Annotated in this window: 14 protein-coding genes and 3 pseudogenes; 15 read left to right on the top strand and 2 right to left on the bottom strand. The window is 69.7% G+C overall.

Annotated features, from left to right (window positions below; all coding sequences use genetic code 11):
• Positions 1-36 precede the first annotated feature (36 nt).
• The 4 genes from zapE (at position 37) to F6J85_RS07345 (ending at position 4,591) form a co-directional block, all read left to right on the top strand.
• The gene (gene zapE / locus F6J85_RS07330) at positions 37-1,077 is read left to right on the top strand and encodes a cell division protein ZapE (protein WP_150924447.1); all 1,041 of its coding nucleotides are present in this window, start codon (positions 37-39) and stop codon (positions 1,075-1,077) included.
• 73 nt (positions 1,078-1,150) lie between these two features.
• The gene (locus F6J85_RS07335; RefSeq protein ID WP_420846141.1) at positions 1,151-1,693 is read left to right on the top strand and encodes a GIY-YIG nuclease family protein; all 543 of its coding nucleotides are present in this window, start codon (positions 1,151-1,153) and stop codon (positions 1,691-1,693) included.
• Positions 1,694-1,787: 94 nt separating this feature from the next.
• Complete coding sequence (locus F6J85_RS07340; protein ID WP_150924448.1) at positions 1,788-3,428, top strand: PAS domain-containing sensor histidine kinase; 1,641 nt, start codon at positions 1,788-1,790, stop codon at positions 3,426-3,428.
• On the top strand, positions 3,425-4,591 hold the full coding sequence (locus F6J85_RS07345) for a hypothetical protein (protein WP_150924449.1): 1,167 nt from the start codon (positions 3,425-3,427) through the stop codon (positions 4,589-4,591). Before F6J85_RS07340 ends, F6J85_RS07345 begins: the two co-directional genes overlap by 4 nt.
• 6 nt (positions 4,592-4,597) lie before the next feature.
• Here F6J85_RS07345 and F6J85_RS07350 read toward each other — a convergent pair whose 3' ends face one another.
• Entirely contained in the window at positions 4,598-4,966 is a 369-nt protein-coding gene (locus tag F6J85_RS07350; protein WP_150924450.1) for a response regulator transcription factor, read from the bottom strand.
• A gap of 118 nt (positions 4,967-5,084) precedes the next feature.
• Here F6J85_RS07350 and coaE point away from each other — a divergent pair, with 118 nt between their 5' ends.
• Both coaE and uvrB read left to right on the top strand, forming a co-directional pair.
• Positions 5,085-5,681, top strand: coding sequence for a dephospho-CoA kinase (gene coaE / locus F6J85_RS07355; protein WP_150924451.1), 597 nt, complete (start codon positions 5,085-5,087; stop codon positions 5,679-5,681).
• A 72-nt stretch (positions 5,682-5,753) separates the two neighbouring features.
• Complete coding sequence (uvrB, locus tag F6J85_RS07360) at positions 5,754-7,835, top strand: excinuclease ABC subunit UvrB (protein WP_150924452.1); 2,082 nt, start codon at positions 5,754-5,756, stop codon at positions 7,833-7,835.
• 6 nt (positions 7,836-7,841) lie between these two features.
• On the opposite strand, the gene F6J85_RS07365 is transcribed toward uvrB, so the two are convergent.
• Complete coding sequence (locus tag F6J85_RS07365; protein ID WP_150924453.1) at positions 7,842-8,078, bottom strand: hypothetical protein; 237 nt, start codon at positions 8,076-8,078, stop codon at positions 7,842-7,844.
• 35 nt (positions 8,079-8,113) lie between these two features.
• Here F6J85_RS07365 and F6J85_RS07370 point away from each other — a divergent pair, with 35 nt between their 5' ends.
• The 9 genes and pseudogenes from F6J85_RS07370 to tpiA all read left to right on the top strand — a co-directional run bounded on the left by F6J85_RS07370 (position 8,114) and on the right by tpiA (position 19,265).
• The gene (locus F6J85_RS07370) at positions 8,114-8,560 is read left to right on the top strand and encodes a MarR family winged helix-turn-helix transcriptional regulator (RefSeq protein ID WP_150924454.1); all 447 of its coding nucleotides are present in this window, start codon (positions 8,114-8,116) and stop codon (positions 8,558-8,560) included.
• A gap of 72 nt (positions 8,561-8,632) precedes the next feature.
• Positions 8,633-11,562 (top strand): annotated as a pseudogene (gene uvrA / locus F6J85_RS07375) (excinuclease ABC subunit UvrA).
• 20 nt (positions 11,563-11,582) lie between these two features.
• A pseudogene (gene uvrC / locus F6J85_RS07380) lies at positions 11,583-13,465 on the top strand (excinuclease ABC subunit UvrC).
• Between the two features lie 21 nt (positions 13,466-13,486).
• A complete protein-coding gene (gene rapZ, locus F6J85_RS07385) occupies positions 13,487-14,365 on the top strand; it encodes an RNase adapter RapZ (RefSeq protein WP_150924455.1) in 879 nt (292 codons plus the stop codon).
• Between the two features lie 55 nt (positions 14,366-14,420).
• Positions 14,421-15,397, top strand: a pseudogene (gene whiA, locus F6J85_RS07390) (DNA-binding protein WhiA).
• Between the two features lie 129 nt (positions 15,398-15,526).
• The gene (locus tag F6J85_RS07395; protein WP_150924456.1) at positions 15,527-16,153 is read left to right on the top strand and encodes a superoxide dismutase; all 627 of its coding nucleotides are present in this window, start codon (positions 15,527-15,529) and stop codon (positions 16,151-16,153) included.
• A gap of 102 nt (positions 16,154-16,255) precedes the next feature.
• Positions 16,256-17,260: a type I glyceraldehyde-3-phosphate dehydrogenase gene (gene gap / locus F6J85_RS07400; protein ID WP_150921112.1), complete on the top strand. Its 1,005-nt coding sequence runs from the start codon at positions 16,256-16,258 to the stop codon at positions 17,258-17,260.
• An 8-nt stretch (positions 17,261-17,268) separates the two neighbouring features.
• Entirely contained in the window at positions 17,269-18,483 is a 1,215-nt protein-coding gene (locus tag F6J85_RS07405) for a phosphoglycerate kinase (protein WP_150924457.1), read from the top strand.
• Positions 18,474-19,265, top strand: coding sequence for a triose-phosphate isomerase (gene tpiA, locus F6J85_RS07410; protein WP_150924458.1), 792 nt, complete (start codon positions 18,474-18,476; stop codon positions 19,263-19,265). The genes F6J85_RS07405 and tpiA overlap by 10 nt, the downstream gene beginning before the upstream one ends.
• The last annotated feature ends 55 nt before the right edge of the window (positions 19,266-19,320 follow it).

Below are 19,320 nucleotides of genomic sequence, written 5' to 3' on the forward strand. Positions count from 1 at the left end.
CCTCCGCATTACTCTATAGATATAGAGTAATGCGCTATGGGACTGGGCATCCACCGACGCACCACGAACGAACCAAACAACATCGCACGCGCGAGCAGCGGCCCCTTTCGTGCCGCTCTCGGTGACTCAGGGATCACGTTCGATAACGCGCAGATCGCCGCCATCGACGCGCTCAGCACGCCAGTGCGCCACGGCTACTACCTGTGGGGTGACGTGGGGCGGGGCAAGAGCCTGATCAGCGAGACCTACTTCGCCGCCATTCCCACAGACCGTAAGCGCCGCTTTCACTTCCACGACTTCTTCCGTGACCTCCAGGCCCAGATCACCCGCGAGCGTGAGCCTCTCGAGAGATCGCTGCGGCGACTGCTTGGGAACGCGCGTGCAGTGTTCTTCGACGAGTTCCACGTTCACGACGTCGCAGACGGCGTCTACCTGTCTGCCACTCTCAAGAGTGTGCTCGATGACGGCATACTCGTCCTCGCGACATCGAACTACGCGCCCGAGGATCTCATGCCCAACCCGCTCTACCACGAGCGCTTCCGGCCCGCGATCGACATCATTCGCACGGAGCTCGAGGTCGTACACCTCGGCGAAGGCCAGGACTATCGCCTGAAACACGCGGCGGCGACTCGAGGCTTCGGCACAGGGACGTGGCGCACACAGACACCTGTTGCGAACGACACCCCTGCCATCGAGCTCAACGCTGCCGGCCACATCATCAGCGCACGCGGCGTTGAGGGCGACACCGCCGTCTTCACTTTCAGCGACCTCTGCGCGCAACCCCTCGGAGTCGCCCAATACCTCTGGCTGGCACAGCAATTTCGCGCAATCACGCTGATATCCGTACCCGATCTGGCGAGTGTCGACAGGGACCCACTCGCCCGATTCGCCAACCTCATCGACGTCCTCTACGACCGAGACATCCCACTGCACGTCTCCGCGGCTGGCGAACGGAGCCGCATTTTGGAAGCGTCCGAACCGCCACGAGACGCGAAACGAATCGCCAGCAGACTCTCAACCCTCACACTCGCTCAGGCGGGTCCTCTCGTTCGCAACGTCTCGGGGAACTGCACCTAGGCCGCGCGGGCGAGGACTGTCTGCAGGACGAACGGGGGACAGGGGTGTCGGCGGCGGGACGTACTGTCGGGACGTGGGATGCCTGGTGGACGGATGCGGGGAGGCGGTGGCGCCCGAGACCCCGCTGCCGCTGTGCGAGCGGCACCTCGCCGTCGCCGCTGAATGGGACCAGCGCGCCCATGGCGTGACCGACGTGCTGCCCTCGCCGTGCCTGGTGTGCCGGTCGCGCCTGGGCGTGCGGTGGCCGGGCGGCTGGCTGTGCGCCGTATGCGAGTGGCGCTATGGCGACGTCCCGGACGACGACCTGCCGCCGCCCCGCGTGGACGTCGTGTACTACCTCAGGTACGCCGACCGCGTGAAGATCGGCACGACCGCGAACCCCCGTCAGCGCCTCGCCGCCATCCGGCACGACGACCTCCTCGCCTTCGAACGCGGCGACCGCACGGTCGAACGGCGCCGCCACGGCGAGTTCGCCGCCGACCGCTTCGAGGGCACCGAATGGTTCCGCCTCTCGGAGCCTCTCGCCGCCCACATCGCGGTGCTGGGCGCCGGGGTCGGCGACCCGTGGATGCTGTGGACCCGCTGGTGCAGTGAGGCCCTCGCGCGGCGGGGCTGACGCGGCACGCGCGGACACGATCCCGCCGGTGCCGGCATACGCGCCGAGGACGTCGTGACCGGGACGAGCGCGTGCGGGCACTACTGTCGTGCGCATGGCCTTGCTGTCCGGCGGTGCGCGGCGGGCGCGCGACGAGGAGAGCACGCGCGACCGAACGGTGCTGCTCAATCAGTTCCTGCTGAGCGGGGTCACGCTCGTGGTCACAGTCGTGGCGCTGCTGCTGGGAGAGGTCGTCCGGCCCTCCAGCCACATCATCGGCGTCGCCCTCATCTACCTGGGCGCGGTGGCGGCCGTCCTGGTCCCGTGGACGCGCCTGCCCCACTGGGCCGCGGGGATCCTGCCGATCGTCGACATCGTCGCGATCGCCTGCCTCCGCGAATCCGCTCCGACAGCGGGGCTCGGACTGCTGTGGATGTTCCCCGCCATGTGGATCGCCTCCGTGTACGGCTTCATCGGGGTGATCGGCGCGACCGGCGCGATCACGGCGATGCTGGTCCTCCTGACAGCGCTGGACCCCGCCGCCCGCCTCAGCGCGTCGCTGTTCCTGCTCCCGATCCTGGTCGCCGCCCTCGGGGTCCTGGTGGCCATCTACACGCGCCGTTCGCACGTGCAGCGCGAGCTGCTGGAGAAGCAGTCGGCCTACCTCGCGCAGTCCGTCGACCGCGCGCGCCGGCAGGAGGCCGTGGTGACGGAGGTGCTGGATGCGGTGGACTTCGGCGTCACCCGCATCACCCGCTCCGGCGACCTGGTCCTCACCAACGAGGCGCATGCGCGTCTGCAGGGCAGCTCGACGTGGAGCGGCGAGGAGATCCCGGCGTTCGCAGCCGACGGCACCACGCGCCTGGACCGAGACGAGGCGCCCCTCGCCCGCGCGCGCCGTGGCGAGACGTTCGAGAACGAGCTCGTCTGGTACGGCATGCCGGGGGAGGGTCGTCGCGCGCTCATCGTGACCGCGCGGCGGCTCACCGACATCGACGGCACCCCGGCCGGCGCGATCGTGATCTCGCGCGACGTCACCAACGAGGAGCAGGCCCTGCGCGCCCGCGAAGACCTCGTCGCCTCCGTCTCCCACGAACTGCGCACGCCGCTGACCTCGATCGTGGGGTACCTCGAACTGGCGCTGGACGCGCCCGACCTGTCACCGCAGACCCGTCGCGACCTCGAAGTGGCCGAGCGCAACGCCGGCCGCCTGCTCGAACTGGTCGCCGACATCCTGGTCATCTCCGCATCGTCCCGCCAGGGCGTGCGGCTCCTGGTGCACCCCGAGCGGGTCGACCTCTCGCTCATCCTGGCCGCGGCGATCGAATCGATCGAGCCCCGCGCGGCCGAGCGGCACATCACGATCGACGCGTCCGACGTGCATCCCGCCTCCGCGACGGTGGATCCCCACCGCATCCGCCAGGTCGTGGACAACCTGCTCTCCAACGCGGTCAAGTACAACCACGACGGAGGCGTCGTGCGTGCAGGTCTCCGCAGCGACGGCACCCACGTGTGGATCACCGTGGTCGATGACGGCCCCGGCATCTCCGTCGACGAACAGCCGCACCTGTTCGAGCGCTTCTTCCGCTCCGATTCCGTGCGCAACTCCACGACGCACGGGTCCGGGCTCGGGCTCGCGATCAGCCGCGACATCGTTCACGCGCACAACGGCGAGATCTTCGTGAACACGCGGCCGGGCGCGGGCGCGGCGTTCACCGTGCGACTGCCGATCACCTTCCAGGAGGAGACCCGATGACCTCGATCGACGTGTTCACCATCACGATCGCCACCGCACTGGTCGTCCTGGTCTCGGGGGTGCTCTACCTCGTCGAGACGCTGCTGCGCAAGGAAGGCGGTGCGGGGCGGCTGTGGGCGACCGCGTACCTGGCCGGCATCCTGAGCGTGCTGTGCTACCTCGTGTGGTCGATCGAGGCGAGCGCGTACATCGCCGTGGCCGTCGGCAACGGCGCGTTCGTGGCGACGACGGGGTTCTTGTGGCTCGGATGCCGGGCCTACAACCGCCGTGACGTGCGCGGGGCCGGCGTGGGACTGGCGGTGGGGATCACCGTCGTGGTGGCCGCGGTCCTGGCGGAGGGGGTCGAGGGGGGTGCGTGGGCCGGTGCGGTGGCGATGTTCCTCGGCAACGCCGTCTTCGCCGCCCTCGGGGCGGTGGAGACGCGCCGCGGCGCGCTCGCGGCGCAATGGAGTGGCATCGGCTTGACCATCGTCCTGTCGGCCGAGACCGTATGGTTCGTCGTGCGCACGGGCGTGTTCCTGGTCGCCGGACCCGACAGCGAGCTGTTCCGCACGTGGTTCGACACGCCGGTCGCGTCGCTGCTGACCATGGCGCTGACCATCACGGCGGTCGTGACGACCTCCGTCCTGCGGGCGGGGGAGTCCAGCCTCCGCGGGCACCGCGAGACGGTGAACCTGCACATGGCCCTCGACGGCGTGCTGCTGCCCGGATCCTTCCGGGCGCTGGCCTCGCGGATGCTGCGCAGCGCGCTCCACAACCACGAGACGGCATGCGTCATCGCGCTGCGCATGGACGACCTCTCCCGCATCGCCACGGCCTTCGGGCCGGGTGAGGCCGAAGCGGTCGCCGCGGCATGGCGGACCGGCGTGCGCCGCTACGCGCCCAGCGCGGCCATCGTGGGGGAGGGCGACCGCCGCACGGTGCTCGCCGCCTTCCTCACGACGTCCTTCGCCGATGTGCGACGCACCGCCGCCGTCATCCACCAGCGCACCCTCGACGACATGTCCGAGCTGGGGCTGTCGGTGATCCCCGCGATCGCGGTGGGGGTGGCCCTTTCCGACCAGATCGGCCACGACTTCGACGCGCTCGTCGAGGCGGCGCGGGAGGCCGCCCGCCGCTCGGCGTCCAGCACCGACGCCGCCGTCATCCTCGCGGAGGGCTGAGCCGCCTCACTCCCGGCGCAGGAGCTCCTCGATGCGTGCGCGCAGGTCGCGCGGGCGGAAGGGCTTGGCGATGTAATCGTCGGCGCCGGCCTCGCGGCCCCGGCGCATGTCGCCGTCATCGGCGCGCGCGGTCACCATGAGGATGCGGGTGTCGCTGAACGCGCGGATGCGGCGGGCGGTCTCGTAGCCGTCGATGCCGGGCATGCTGACATCCAGCGTCGTGACGGCGGGGGAGAGCTCCCGCACGAGCTCGATGCCGTCCAGCCCCGCCGACGCCGTATGCACGTCGAAACCGGACCCTGTCAGCACGGTGGAGATCAGGGACCGGATATCCGCGTCGTCCTCGATGACGACCGCGACACGGGCGTGGGGCATGCGCCACCTTCGAGAGGCCGCCGGTCTCGGGTGACCCGCGGTATAGCAGGATCGTATTACAGGAGCGCATCGTGGCGTCAACACGACGCCGGTGCACCGGCATGGCATGCTCTCAGACATGCCATTGATCGCCCTGACCGGCGGCATCGCGTCGGGCAAGTCCACGATCGCGGGCCGTCTCGACGAGCGCGGAGCCGCGATCGTCGACGCCGATCAGATCGTCCGCGACGTGCAGCAGCCCGGTTCGCCCGTGCTCGAGCAGATCGCCGCGACCTTCGGCGCCGATATGGTGCGCGGGGACGGGAGCCTGGATCGCGCCGCCCTGGGGGCGAAGGTCTTCGGCGACCCCGGGCAGCTGGCCGCACTGAACGCGATCGTGCACCCGGCGGTGCGGGCGGAGTCGGCGCGGCGGTTCGCCGAGGCCGCCGCCGCCGACCCGGACGCCGTCGTCGTCTACGACGTGCCGCTGCTGGCCGAGGCGCGCGCGAGCGATCCGTGGGATCTCGTCGTCGTCGCGCATGCGCCCGCCGAGATCCGCGTGCAGCGGCTCGTGCGCCAACGCGGCATGACCGAAGCCGACGCTCGTGCGCGCATCGCGGCGCAGGTGTCCGACGAGGATCGTCTGAAGCTCGCCGACGTCGTGATCGACACGACCGGAACGATGGCGGACACCCTGCGCCAGGCCGACGCGCTGTGGGAGCGGCTCTCGGGCTGACCCGCGGCATCCGCCCCTCCGCGCTGGGCGAACGGCCGCCCGCCTGTCGGAGGGCCGTCCTACGCTGGAGGCATGCAGGCCACCCGATCCGTCCGTCCGTTCGAGGTCGTCAGCGAGTACGAGCCGTCCGGCGACCAGCCGCAGGCGATCGCCGAGCTCGCCGCCCGCATCAACGCCGGGGAGACCGACGTCGTACTGCTGGGCGCCACCGGAACGGGCAAGTCGGCGACCACGGCGTGGCTGGTCGAGCAGGTCCAGCGCCCCACCCTGGTCCTCGCGCACAACAAGACGCTGGCGGCGCAGCTGGCCAACGAGTTCCGCGAGCTCATGCCCCACAACGCCGTGGAGTACTTCGTGTCGTACTACGACTACTACCAGCCCGAGGCGTACGTGCCGCAGACCGACACCTTCATCGAGAAGGACTCCTCCATCAACGCCGAGGTCGAGCGGCTGCGCCACTCCACGACCAACTCGCTCCTCAGCCGGCGCGATGTCATCGTGGTCTCCACCGTCTCGTGCATCTACGGCCTCGGGTCGCCCGAGGAGTACCTCCGCGCCATGGTCGCGCTGCAGGTGGGGGAGCGGTACGACCGCGACACCCTCATCCGCAAGTTCATCGCGATGCAGTACAACCGCAACGACGTCGATTTCTCCCGCGGCAACTTCCGCGTGCGCGGCGACACGATCGAGATCATCCCGGTGTACGAGGAGTTCGCGATCCGCATCGAGATGTTCGGTGACGAGATCGAGGCGCTCTACATGCTGCACCCCCTCACCGGTGACGTGCTGCAGCGGATGGAGGCCATCCCGATCTTCCCCGCGACGCACTATGCGGCGGGCACCGACACCGTCAAGCGCGCGATCGGCACGATCGAGCACGAGCTGGCCGAGCGACTCAAGGAACTGGAATCGCAGGGGAAGCTCCTGGAGGCGCAGCGCCTGCGCATGCGGACCACCTTCGACCTCGAGATGCTGCAGCAGCTGGGCTTCTGCTCGGGTATCGAGAACTACTCCCGCCACCTGGATGGACGCGGTCCCGGCGATCCGCCGCACACGCTCCTGGACTTCTTCCCCGACGACTTCCTCATGGTCATCGACGAGTCGCACGTCACGGTGCCGCAGATCGGGGCGATGTACGAGGGCGACGCCTCGCGCAAGCGCACCCTCGTCGAGCACGGCTTCCGGCTCCCCAGCGCCATGGACAACCGGCCGCTGCGGTGGGACGAGTTCAAGAACCGCGTGGGGCAGACGGTGTACCTCTCGGCCACACCGGGACGCTACGAGATGGGCATCGCCGACGGGGTCGTCGAGCAGATCATCCGTCCGACGGGCCTCGTCGACCCGCAGATCATCGTGAAGCCCTCGAAGGGACAGATCGACGATCTGCTCGAGCAGATCCGCGTGCGGGCGGGCCGCGACGAGCGCGTGCTGGTGACGACGCTGACGAAGAAGATGGCCGAGGAGCTCACCGACTTCCTCGGCGAGCACGGGGTGCGGGTGCGGTACCTGCACTCCGACGTCGACACGCTCCGCCGCGTCGAACTCCTCACGGAGCTGCGTGCGGGTGTCTACGACGTCCTCGTCGGCATCAACCTCCTGCGCGAAGGCCTGGACCTGCCGGAGGTCTCGCTCGTCGCCATCCTCGATGCCGACAAGGAGGGGTTCCTGCGCAGCGGCACCTCGCTCATCCAGACCATCGGGCGCGCCGCGCGCAACGTGTCCGGCGAGGTGCACATGTACGCCGACAGGATCACCGACTCGATGGCCAAGGCCATCGAGGAGACCGATCGCCGCCGTGAGAAGCAGGTGGCGTACAACCTCGAGCACGGCATCGATCCGCAGCCGCTGCGGAAGAAGATCGCCGACATCACCGACGTGCTCGCCCGTGAGGCGAGCGACACCAAGCAGCTCCTCTCGCGTCGCGACAAGGCGGCGTCGAAGAACGGCAAGGGCAAGTCGCCCACGCCGCAGCTGCGCCGCACGGGCATCGCCGCCGAGGGCGCCGACCAGCTGGAGGCGACCATCGCCGATCTGAGCGAGCAGATGCTGGCCGCCGCGGCCGAACTGAAGTTCGAGCTGGCCGGGCGCCTGCGCGACGAGGTGCAGGACCTCAAGAAGGAGCTGCGCGCCATGGAGCGGGCCGGCCACGCCTGACCCGCGTCAGGGGCAGTGCATGAGGGGTTTGGGCCCCGAGCGGTCGAACGTGTGCGCCGACATGGGATGACCGCACAAGGGGCACGGGCGGCCCGTGCGCGTGGGCTCGGGCGTCGTCTCGTAGGGACCGACCGAGGCGGGTCCGGCGACGCGGATGAGGCGCGAGTTGAGGTACGCGTACCAGCCCCCGGCGGCACGGACGCGGTCGCGCAGCGGAGGCCTGTCCGCATCCTTTCGTGCCATGATCCTTAGTGTACTAACGATCGGAAGGGGTGCGGATGTCCGCCGACGATCTCCTCGCGCTGGAGAACCAGGTGTGCTTCGCGCTGGTCACCGCCGCGCGCAACGTCGTGTCGATCTACCGTCCCGTCCTCGAGCCCCTCGGGCTGACGCATCCGCAGTACCTCGTGATGCTCGCCCTGTGGGAGCAGTCGCCGCGATCGCTGGGCGAGCTCGCCGCCGAGCTGGCGATGGAGCCGGCGACGCTGTCGCCCCTGGTGAAGCGGCTCGAGGCCCAGGGTCGTGTGACCCGCACCCGCCGGTCCTCCGACGAACGCGTCCTGGACATCGCGCTCACGGCCGAGGGGCGTGCACTTCGCGACCAGGCCCTCGACGTCCCGCGTCAGGTGATGTCGCTCACCGGCATGGATGCCGAGGAGGTCGCCCGGCTGCGTGACGCCCTCGTGCGCTTCGCCGTGCCGGCGGGGGAGACCGCCGGGCCGTAGCTGGGAGCGGGCAGGGCGTGCGCTGGGCGCGAACCCAGACCCGGTGTCGGAGCCCCCGCCTAGACTTGTCGGGTGCCCATCGTTCCTGTCGCCCTGCCCGATCCTTCCCTCAGCGCAGGCACCAGCGGAAAGCTCAGCGTGCGGGGTGCGCGCGTCCACAATCTGAAGGACGTCGACCTCGACATCCCCCGTGACTCGCTCGTCGTGTTCACCGGGCTCTCCGGATCCGGCAAGTCCAGCCTCGCGTTCGACACGATCTTCGCCGAGGGCCAGCGCCGCTACGTCGAGTCGCTCAGCGCCTACGCACGTCAGTTCCTCGGCCAGGTGGACCGGCCCGACGTCGACTTCATCGAGGGGCTGAGCCCCGCCGTCTCGATCGACCAGAAGTCGACGAACCGCAACCCGCGATCCACGGTGGGCACGATCACCGAGATCCACGACTACATGCGTCTGCTGTGGGCGCGCATCGGGGTGCCGCACTGTCCCGTGTGCGGCGCGCAGATCCAGCGCCAGACCGTGCAGCAGATCGCCGACCAGCTCATCGAGCTGCCCGAGCGCACGCGCTTCCAGATCGTCGCGCCGGTGGTGACGCAGAAGAAGGGCGAGTTCGTCGACCTCTTCAAGGAGCTCAGCGCCAAGGGCTACGCCCGCGCGGTCGTCGACGGCGAGCTCGTGCAGCTGGCCGAGCCGCCCACCCTCAAGAAGAGCTACAAGCACGACATCGCCGTGGTCGTCGACCGCCTCGTCGCCGGCCCCGACATCCTCGGCCGCGTCACCGACTCGGTCGAGACCGCCCTGGGTCTTGCCGGCGGCGTCATGCAGGTCAACTTCGTGGACGAGGAGGGGGATGCCGCGTGGCAGTCCTTCTCCGAGAAGCTCGCGTGCCCCAACGGCCACCCCCTGCAGCTGACCGAGATCGAGCCGCGCACGTTCTCCTTCAACGCCCCCTTCGGCGCGTGCCCCACGTGCTCGGGCCTGGGCACGCGCATGTCGGTGGATGTCGACCTCATGCTCGGCGACCCCGAGCTGTCGATCCGCGAGGGCGTCATCATCCCGTGGACCACGCAGGGCAAGGGCCTGTTCCAGTACTACGAGCGGCTGCTGGAAGGGCTCGCGCGCGACCTGAACTTCTCCCTCGACACCCCGTGGCACCGGCTGTCGGCCGACGTGCAGGACGCGGTGCTGCGCGGGGAGGACTACAAGGTCACCGTGAAGTGGAAGAACCGGTACGGCCGCGAGATGCGGTACGCGTCCGGATTCGAGGGCGTCGTGCCCTACATCGAGCGCCAGTACCTCCAGGCCGAGTCCGACACGCAGCGGCAGCGCTGGGCGGAGTTCCTCCGCGAGGTGCCGTGCGCCGTGTGCGACGGCGACCGCCTCAAGCCCGAGGTGCTCGCGGTGCTCGTGCACGGCCACTCCATCGCGGAGGCGTCGCGACTGAGCCTGTCCGACGCGCAGAAGTTCTTCGCCCAGCTCGAACTCACCGACCGCGAGGCGCAGATCGCCGCCCAGGTCCTGCGCGAGATCCGCGTGCGGCTGGAGTTCCTCATCGAGGTCGGGCTCAACTACCTCAATCTCAGCAGATCGGCCGGCTCGCTCTCGGGGGTGAGGCGCAGCGCATCCGCCTCGCGACCCAGATCGGCTCGGGCCTCACGGGCGTGCTGTACGTGCTCGACGAGCCCTCGATCGGACTGCACCAGCGCGACAACCGCCGTCTCATCGACACCCTCGTCAAGCTCCGCGACCTCGGGAACACCCTCATCGTCGTCGAGCACGACGAGGAGACCATCCACGCCGCCGACTGGATCGTCGACATCGGCCCGCGAGCGGGCGTGGACGGCGGCCACGTCGTGCACTCGGGACCGCTCGACGCGCTCCTGGCCGACGAGGGCTCCATCACGGGTGACTACCTCGCCGGGCGTCGCGAGATCCCGACACCGAAGAAGCGCCGGCGCATCGACAAGAAGCGGCAGATCTCCGTCGTCGGCGCGCGAGAGAACAACCTGCAGAACGTCACGGTGGACTTCCCCCTCGGCGTGCTGACCGCCGTCACGGGGGTCAGCGGCTCGGGCAAGTCGTCGCTCGTGAACGACATCCTGTACGAAGTGCTCGCCACGCGGCTGAACGGCGCACGTCGCGTGCCCGGCAAGCACACGCGGGTGACGGGCCTGGACAACCTCGACAAGGTCGTGCACGTCGACCAGGCGCCCATCGGTCGCACCCCACGCTCCAACCCCGCCACCTACACCGGCGTGTTCGACCGCATCCGCACGCTCTTCAGCGAGACGCCCGAGGCCAAGGTGCGCGGCTACCAGCCCGGGCGGTTCAGCTTCAACGTCAAGGGCGGACGCTGCGAGGCGTGCGCGGGCGACGGCACGATCAAGATCGAGATGAACTTCCTCCCCGACGTGTACGTCGACTGCGAGGTGTGCCACGGCAAGCGGTACAACCGCGACACCCTCGCGGTGCACTACAAGGGCAAGAACATCGCCGAGGTGCTGGAGATGCCGATCGAGGAGGCCGCAGAGTTCTTCGAGCCGATCCAGGCGATCCACCGCTACCTCAAGACGCTCGTCGACGTCGGCCTCGGCTACGTGCGGCTGGGGCAGTCGGCCACGACGCTCTCCGGCGGCGAGGCGCAGCGCGTCAAGCTCGCCACCGAGCTCCAGCGCCGCAGCAACGGCCGCTCGATCTACGTGCTCGACGAGCCGACCACGGGGCTGCACTTCGAAGACGTGCGCCGGCTCCTGGAGGTGCTCAACAGCCTCGTCGACAAGGGCAACACCGTCCTGGTCATCGAGCACAACCTCGATGTGATCAAGTCGGCGGACTGGATCATCGACCTCGGCCCCGAGGGCGGCTCCGGCGGCGGGCAGATCGTGGCCACCGGCACGCCCGAGCAGGTCGCGCGGGCTCAGGGCAGTCACACCGGCGCGTTCCTGGCGGAAGTGCTGGGGATGCGCGAGGCACGCGAGCCGGAACTCGAGCGCAAGGCCGGCTGAGGGTGGCATCCCGCGAACGGATGTCGCAGCTTCCCTACCGCCCGAAGCCCGGCGAGATCCCCACCAACCCCGGCGTCTACCGCTTCCGCGACGCGGACGGTCGCGTGCTGTACGTGGGGAAGGCGAAGAACCTGCGGGCCCGCCTGTCGAACTACTTCGCTCCGCTGCGGTCGCTGCACGAGCGGACGCGGCGCATGGTCACCACCGCCGCATCCGTGGAGTGGACGGTCGTGGCCAGCGACGTGGACTCCCTGCAGCTGGAGTACATGTGGATCAAGGAGTTCGATCCGCCGTTCAACGTGCGCTACCGCGACGACAAGTCGTACCCGTTCATGGCGATCACCCTCGCCGACGAGGCCCCGCGCGTCATCGTCACGCGCAACCGGCGCATCCCCGGCGCCAAGTACTTCGGGCCCTACCCCAAGGTGTGGGCGGTGCACGACACGATCGACCTGATGATCAAGGTCTTCCCGATCCGCACGTGCAGCGACGCGTCCTACCGCAAGGCGATGCAGTCGGGCCGGCCGTGCTTCCCCGGGCAGATCGGACGCTGCGGCGGACCCTGCTCGATGAAGGTCACGATCGAGGAGCATCGCGCCATCGTCGACGACTTCGTCGCGTTCATGGCCGGTGGCGATCAGCGCTTCACGAAGGCCCTGACCGCGCGGATGCGGGAGGCCTCGGCCGCGATGGACTACGAGGCGGCCGCCGGCTACCGCGACAAGCTGCAGGCCATCGACGCGGTGCTCAACAAGAGCGCCCTCGTGCTGGCCCCCGACACCGATGCCGACCTCTTCGGCATCGCCGAGGACGAACTCGCCGCCGCCGTGCAGCATTTCGTCGTCCGCGGCGGCCGTGTCCGCGGAGTCCGGGCGACCACGATCGAGAAGGAGATCGACATCTCCGGCGCGGATCTGGTCGATCAGGTCCTCCAGCGCACCTACGGGGATGCCGCCGCCGCCGACATCCCCAAGCAGGTGCTCGTGCCGACCCTGCCCGAAGACACCGCCGACCTGGAGGCGTGGCTGCGGGAGCGACGTGGCAGGAACGTCACGATCCAGGTGGCCCAGCGCGGCCGCAAAGCCGAGCTGCTGAAGACCGCGACCCTCAACGCGCAGCAGGCGCTCATGCTGCACAAGACGCGCCGCACGAGCGACTACGTCGCGCGATCGCAGGCGCTGACCGACCTGCAGGAGGCGCTCGACCTCGCCGAGGCGCCGCTGCGCATCGAGTGCTACGACGTGTCGCATCTGTCGGGCACGAACGTCGTGGCGTCGATGGTGGTCTTCGAAGACGGGCTCCCGCGCAAGGACCAGTACCGCTCGTTCGGGGTGGCCGAGACCACCGACGACACCGACTCGCTGTACCAGGTGCTCACGCGGCGCCTGGCGTACCTGGATCGCCCGGAGGAGCAGGAGGTGGTGATCGATCCGGATGCGGAGGTCGTCACCACGCGCAAGCGCCCGCGCTTCGCGTACCGGCCGCAGCTCCTGGTCGTGGACGGCGGCAAGCCCCAGGTCGAGGCCGCCGCGCGGGCACTGGCCGATGCCGGGCACGAGGAGATCGCGCTGTGCGGCATCGCCAAGCGGCTCGAGGAGGTGTGGTTGCCGGGGAGGAGTACCCCGTGATCCTGCCCCGCACGAGCGAGGCGCTGTACCTGCTGCAGCGGCTGCGGGACGAGGCGCACCGCTTCGCGATCCGGCATCAGCGCACGCGCCGCAAGCGCGACATCACGAGCGTGCTGTCGGAGATCCCCGGCCTGGGCGAGGCCCGCATCAAGGCGCTCCTGCGTCACTTCGGGTCGGTCAGCGCCCTGCGCGAGGCCTCGCCGGAGCAGATCACGGAGCTCCCGGGCATCGGCCCGAAGCTCGCGGAGGCCATCCACGCCCACCTGGCTCGATAGGCTGGAGTCACGGGGGTGGTCATGACCGATCAAGCACGTCACAGCGGCGAAGTGCTGATCGTCACCGGCATGTCCGGCGCCGGGCGCACGACGGTCGCCAACGCGCTGGAGGATCTCGGCTGGTACGTCGTCGACAACCTTCCGCCGCAGATGTTCCGTCCGCTGCTGGAACTCACCGAGCTCGCCGGCGGCGCCGTCCCGCGCGTGGCGGTCGTGGTGGACGTGCGCGGCGGCGAGCTGTTCTCCGACCTGCCCCGCGCGATGGAGAACCTGCGTGCCGGTCGCCAGGTGCGGGTGGTGTTCCTGGACGCCGGCGACGACGTGCTCGTGCGCCGGTTCGAGGCGGTGCGCCGGCCGCATCCGCTGCAGGGCGACGGCACGATCCTGGACGGGATCCGCCGCGAGCGCGCGCAGCTGTCCGAGGTGCGCGCGTCGGCGGACGTGCTCATCGACACCTCCACGACCAACATCCACCAGCTCACCTCGCGCGCGGTCGAGCTGTTCAGCGAACAGGGCGCGGCACGTCACACCGTGACCCTCATGAGCTTCGGGTTCAAGTACGGCCTGCCCACCGACGTCGACATGGTCGCCGACATGCGCTTCCTGCCCAACCCGTACTGGAAGGAAGACCTGCGTCCGCTCAGCGGCGAGGATGCCGCGGTGCGCGACGAGGTGCTCGCCCAGCCCGGTGCCGCCGAGTTCCTCGACGCGTACGCGGCGGCGCTCGCACCGGTTCTCGCGGGGTATCAGCGGGAGAACAAACGGCACTCCGTCGTGGCCATCGGCTGCACCGGCGGACGGCACCGCTCGGTCGTGATGGCGAGGGAGCTCGCGGAGCGTCTGCGCGGCACTGCGGGGGTCGCCGTGCGCGTCGCGCACCGTGACCTCGGTCGTGAATGAGGTGGGCGCCGAGTAGGCTGGAGCGTCGTCCCCACCCGCCGTCCCGAGGAGAATTGTGCCGCTGACCGCCGACGTGAAGGCCGAGCTGACCACCGTCCGCGACCCGCGCCCGACGGCTCGCGTCGCCGAGCTGACGGCCCTGCTGCGCTTCTCCGGGGGGCTGCACTCGATCGCCAACCGCGTCGCCGTGGAGGCCGAACTCGACTCCGAACTGCTCGCCCGGCGCGTTGCCCGTGACCTCATGGAGCTGTACGGCGTGCGCCCGGAACTGGTGCACGTGCAGGGCTCGGGCGGACGCACGGGGGACATTACGCCGTGCGCGTGATCGAGGCGGGGGAGACCCTCGCGCGTCAGACGGGTCTGCTCGACCAGCGCCGGCGGCCCGTGCGGGGCCTGCCCAACAAGCTCACCACCGGCTCCCGCGCCGACCTGGCCGCGGTGTGGCGCGGCGCGTTCCTCGCGGCCGGCTCACTGAGCGAGCCGGGCCGGTCGGCGTCGCTGGAGATCTCGTGCCCCTCTCCGGAGGCCGCGATGGCGCTGGTGGGCGCCGCTCACCGCATCGGCGTGCCTGCGAAGGCACGCGAGGTGCGCGGCGTGCCGCGCGTGGTCGTGCGCGACGGCGAGGCGATCCGGGCGACCTTGGCCGAGATGGGCGCGCGCCGCACCGCCGCCGAGTGGGATCAGCTGCGCCAGCGCCGCGAAGTGCGGGCGGGCGTGAACCGGCTCGTCAACTTCGACGACGCCAACCTCCGTCGCTCGGCCCAGGCCGCCGTCGCCGCGTGCGCCCGAGTCGAACGCGCGCTGGAGATCCTCGGCGACGACGTCCCCGAGCACCTCCGCGAGGCGGGCGACCTGCGCCTGGCCCACCGCGACGCGAGCCTGGACGAACTCGGCCACCACGCCGATCCGCCGCTGACGAAGGATGCCGTGGCCGGCCGCATCCGCCGGCTGCTGGCGATGGCCGACAAGAAGGCCGAGGCCGAGGGTCTTCCGGGCACCGAGTCGGCCGTTCCCGCCGGCGTCGAGGACTGAACCGGCGCGGCTAGCGCGCGCCGGGGCGGGAAGCAACCGGGGTGCGCGCGCGTTGGCGCTCACTAGGATGAAACACGTCATCCTCGCTGCGCCGAGGTTCTCGGCGCGCGCCGAACGGAAGAAGAGAATATGGCGAAGTACACCTTGCCCGACCTCCCTTACGACTATGCCGCGCTGGAGCCGCATATCAGCGGGAAGATCATGCAGCTGCACCACGACAAGCACCACCAGACGTATGTCACGGGTGCCAACACGGCGCTGGAACAGCTCGCCGAGGCCCGCGAGGCGGGCAACCTCGCGAACGTCAACAAGCTGACCAAGGATCTTTCCTTCAACCTCGGTGGGCACGTCAACCACTCCATCTTCTGGACGAACATGTCGCCGGACGGCGGGGACAAGCCCACGGGTGAGCTCGCCGCGGCCATCGACGACGCGTTCGGGTCGTTCGAGAAGTTCCAGGCCCACTTCACCGCCGCCGCCCTCGGCGTGCAGGGTGCCGGCTGGGCGGGTCTGTTCTGGGACTCGATCGGCGAGAACCTCGTCATCCAGCAGATCCAGGACCAGCAGGGTCAGATCGCCGCGGCCACCGTCCCGCTGCTGCTGCTGGACGTGTGGGAGCACGCCTACTACCTCGACTACCTCAACGTCCGCGCCGACTACGTCAAGGCGTTCTGGAACATCGCGAACTGGGCCAACGCCCAGGACCGCTTCACCACGGCCCGAGAGAAGACTGCGGGTCTGCTGGTACTGTCGTAAACGGCGCAGGTGTCCCGGTGGGACCCCCGCCGGGACACCGTCGTCCGCCCTGAAACCATCTTTTCCCACCGCGCTTCGCGCACAACATTCAGGAGTGACTCCGTGACCGTCAAGATCGGGATCAACGGCTTCGGCCGAATCGGACGCAACTACTTCCGCGCGGCGCTCGCACAGGGTGCCGACCTCGACATCGTCGCGGTCAACGACCTCACCGACAACAAGACCCTCGCCCACCTCCTGAAGTACGACTCGGTCACGGGCCGCCTCGACGGCGACGTCTCGTTCGACGAGAACTCCATCACGGTCAACGGCAAGTCGTTCCAGGTGTTCGAGGAGCGCGATCCCGCGAACCTCCCCTGGGGCGAGCTGGGCGTGGACATCGTGATCGAGTCCACCGGCCGCTTCACCAAGGCCGAGGACGCCCGCAAGCACATCGAGGCCGGCGCCAAGAAGGTGCTCATCTCCGCCCCCGCCACCGGCGAGGACGGCACGTTCGTCATGGGCGTGAACGAGGACACCTACGACCCGGCCACGATGCACATCATCTCCAACGCGTCGTGCACCACCAACTGCCTCGCGCCGCTGGCCAAGGTGTTCAACGACGCGTTCGGCATCGAGCGCGGCCTCATGACGACGGTGCACGCGTACACGGCCGACCAGAACCTGCAGGACGGACCGCACAAGGACCTGCGCCGTGCGCGCGCCGCGGCCGTCAACATCGTTCCCACCTCCACCGGCGCCGCCAAGGCGATCGGCCTCGTGCTGCCCGAGCTCAAGGGCAAGCTCGACGGCTTCGCGCTGCGCGTCCCGATCCCCACCGGCTCGATCACCGACCTGACGGTCACCTCCTCGCGCCCGGTCACCGTCGACGAGGTCAAGGCCGCCTACAAGGCCGCCGCCGAGGGCCCGCTCAAGGGCATCCTGAAGTACACCGAGGACGAGATCGTCTCCAGCGACATCGTGACCGACCCGCACTCGGCGATCTTCGACTCGGGCCTCCTGCGCGTGCTCGGCGACCAGGTGAAGCTGTCGGCGTGGTACGACAACGAGTGGGGCTACTCCAGCCGCCTCGTCGACCTGACCGCGTACGTCGCCGATCGCCTGTAAGGCCCATCATGGCTCTGCGCACCCTCGCCTCTCTGGGGTCGCTCGCAGGCAAGCGCGTCATCGTCCGTTGTGACCTGAACGTCCCCCTCCGGGACGGGGTCATCGCAGACGACGGCCGCGTGCGTGCGTCGCTGCCCACGCTGAACACCCTCATCAACGCCGGCGCCCGCGTCGTGGTGTGCTCGCACCTCGGCCGGCCCAAGGGCGAGCCCGACCCGCAGTACAGCCTGGCGCCCGTCGCCCAGCGACTGTCGGAGCTGCTCGGCAAGCCGGTCGCGTTCGCGCGCGACACGGTGGGCGAATCCGCCCACGAAGCCGTGGCCGCCCTGGCGGACGGCGACGTCGCGGTGCTGGAGAACCTGAGGTTCAACGCGGGGGAGACGTCGAAGGACGACGCCGAGCGCCGCGCCTTCGCCGAGCAGCTGGCGGATCTGGGCGACGCGCTCGTATCCGACGGATTCGGCGTCGTGCACCGCAAGCAGGCGAGCGTCTACGACCTCGCCGAGATCCTGCCCTCCGCCGCGGGGCTGCTCATCGAAGCCGAGGTCGACGTGCTCGACCGCCTCACCGAGAACCCCGAGCGCCCCTACACGGTCGTGCTGGGCGGGTCGAAGGTGAGCGACAAGCTCGGGGTCATCGCGCATCTGCTTCCGCGCGTGAACCGCCTGCTCATCGGCGGCGGCATGATGTTCACGTTCCTGGCCGCACAGGGTCACAAGGTCGGCGCGAGCCTGCTCGAGCAGGACCAGATCGACGCCGTGAAGGGCTACCTCGCGGATGCGGCGGAGCGGGGCGTGGAGATCGTCCTTCCCGTCGACGCCGTCGTGGCGGCATCCTTCTCCGCCGACGCCGATCATGTCGTGGCCGACGCCACCGCGCTCGAGGACACGCCCTTCGGCGCGTCGGGCATCGGCCTGGACATCGGACCGCGCACGGCGGAGACCTTCGCCGGTGCCATCGCCGGAAGCCGCACGGTGTTCTGGAACGGCCCCATGGGCGTGTTCGAGATGGCGCCCTTCGCGGCGGGCACGCGCGCCGTGGCCCAGGCCCTCACCGAGGTCGACGGCCTCAGCGTCGTCGGCGGAGGGGACTCCGCCGCGGCCGTGCGTCAGCTGGGCTTCACCGACGACCAGTTCGGCCACATCTCCACCGGCGGCGGCGCCAGCCTGGAGTTCCTCGAAGGCAAGAAGCTTCCCGGACTGGAGGTCCTCGGATGGGCGTAAGCGCTCGCACCCCTTTCATCGCAGGCAACTGGAAGATGAACCTCGACCACCTGCAGGCGGTGGCGTTCGTGCAGAAGCTGCACTGGACGCTCAAGGAGGCCAAGCACGACGCCGGCACGGTCGAAGTCGCCGTCTTCCCGCCCTTCACCGACCTGCGCACGGTCCAGACGCTGATCGACGCCGACAAGATCCCGTTCGGCCTCGGCGCGCAGGACCTCTCCACACACGACTCCGGTGCCTACACCGGTGAGGTGTCGGGGCAGTTCCTGGCCAAGCTCGATGCCCGCTACGTCATCATCGGTCACTCCGAGCGACGTCAGTACCACGCGGAGACCGACGAGATCGTCGCGCAGAAGGTGCAGGCCGCCCTCCGGCACGGACTGGTCCCCGTCATCTGCGTGGGCGAGACGGCCGAAGACCTGGAGAAGTTCGGCGCGAGCGCCGTGCCGGTCGGACAGCTGGAGACCGCGCTGGCCGACGTGCCGGCCGACGCCGACATCGTCGTGGCCTACGAGCCGGTGTGGGCCATCGGCTCGGGACAGGCCGCCACGCCGGAACAGGCCCAGGAGGTGTGCGCCAAGCTCCGCGAGGTCGTGGGTGCCACCCTCGGGCCGGATGCCGCTGCCCGCACCCGCGTGCTCTACGGCGGTTCGGTGAAGTCGGGCAACATCGCCAGCTTCATGCGCGAACCGGACGTCGACGGCGCCCTGGTGGGCGGCGCGAGCCTCGTCGTGGACGAGTTCGCCGCGATCGTCCGCTTCCAGAAGCACGTCGGCGTCTAGCCCTCCCACTACACTGGACCCTTGTGCGACCGGGGAGGGTCGCCACGAAAGGCTT

This window comes from Microbacterium lushaniae, from assembly GCF_008727775.1.
GTDB classification, from domain to species: domain Bacteria; phylum Actinomycetota; class Actinomycetes; order Actinomycetales; family Microbacteriaceae; genus Microbacterium; species Microbacterium lushaniae.

Bases quoted from the DNA above. Each gene is read 5' to 3' on its own strand.
- zapE (WP_150924447.1), top strand. From the start codon at position 37: ATGGGACTGGGCATCCACCGACGCACCACGAACGAACCAAACAACATC.
- F6J85_RS07340 (WP_150924448.1), top strand. From the start codon at position 1,788: ATGGCCTTGCTGTCCGGCGGTGCGCGGCGGGCGCGCGACGAGGAGAGC.
- F6J85_RS07345 (WP_150924449.1), top strand. From the start codon at position 3,425: ATGACCTCGATCGACGTGTTCACCATCACGATCGCCACCGCACTGGTC.
- F6J85_RS07350 (WP_150924450.1), bottom strand. From the start codon at position 4,966: ATGCCCCACGCCCGTGTCGCGGTCGTCATCGAGGACGACGCGGATATC.
- coaE (WP_150924451.1), top strand. From the start codon at position 5,085: ATGCCATTGATCGCCCTGACCGGCGGCATCGCGTCGGGCAAGTCCACG.
- uvrB (WP_150924452.1), top strand. From the start codon at position 5,754: ATGCAGGCCACCCGATCCGTCCGTCCGTTCGAGGTCGTCAGCGAGTAC.
- F6J85_RS07365 (WP_150924453.1), bottom strand. From the start codon at position 8,078: ATGGCACGAAAGGATGCGGACAGGCCTCCGCTGCGCGACCGCGTCCGT.
- F6J85_RS07370 (WP_150924454.1), top strand. From the start codon at position 8,114: ATGTCCGCCGACGATCTCCTCGCGCTGGAGAACCAGGTGTGCTTCGCG.
- rapZ (WP_150924455.1), top strand. From the start codon at position 13,487: ATGACCGATCAAGCACGTCACAGCGGCGAAGTGCTGATCGTCACCGGC.
- F6J85_RS07395 (WP_150924456.1), top strand. From the start codon at position 15,527: ATGGCGAAGTACACCTTGCCCGACCTCCCTTACGACTATGCCGCGCTG.
- F6J85_RS07405 (WP_150924457.1), top strand. From the start codon at position 17,269: ATGGCTCTGCGCACCCTCGCCTCTCTGGGGTCGCTCGCAGGCAAGCGC.
- tpiA (WP_150924458.1), top strand. From the start codon at position 18,474: ATGGGCGTAAGCGCTCGCACCCCTTTCATCGCAGGCAACTGGAAGATG.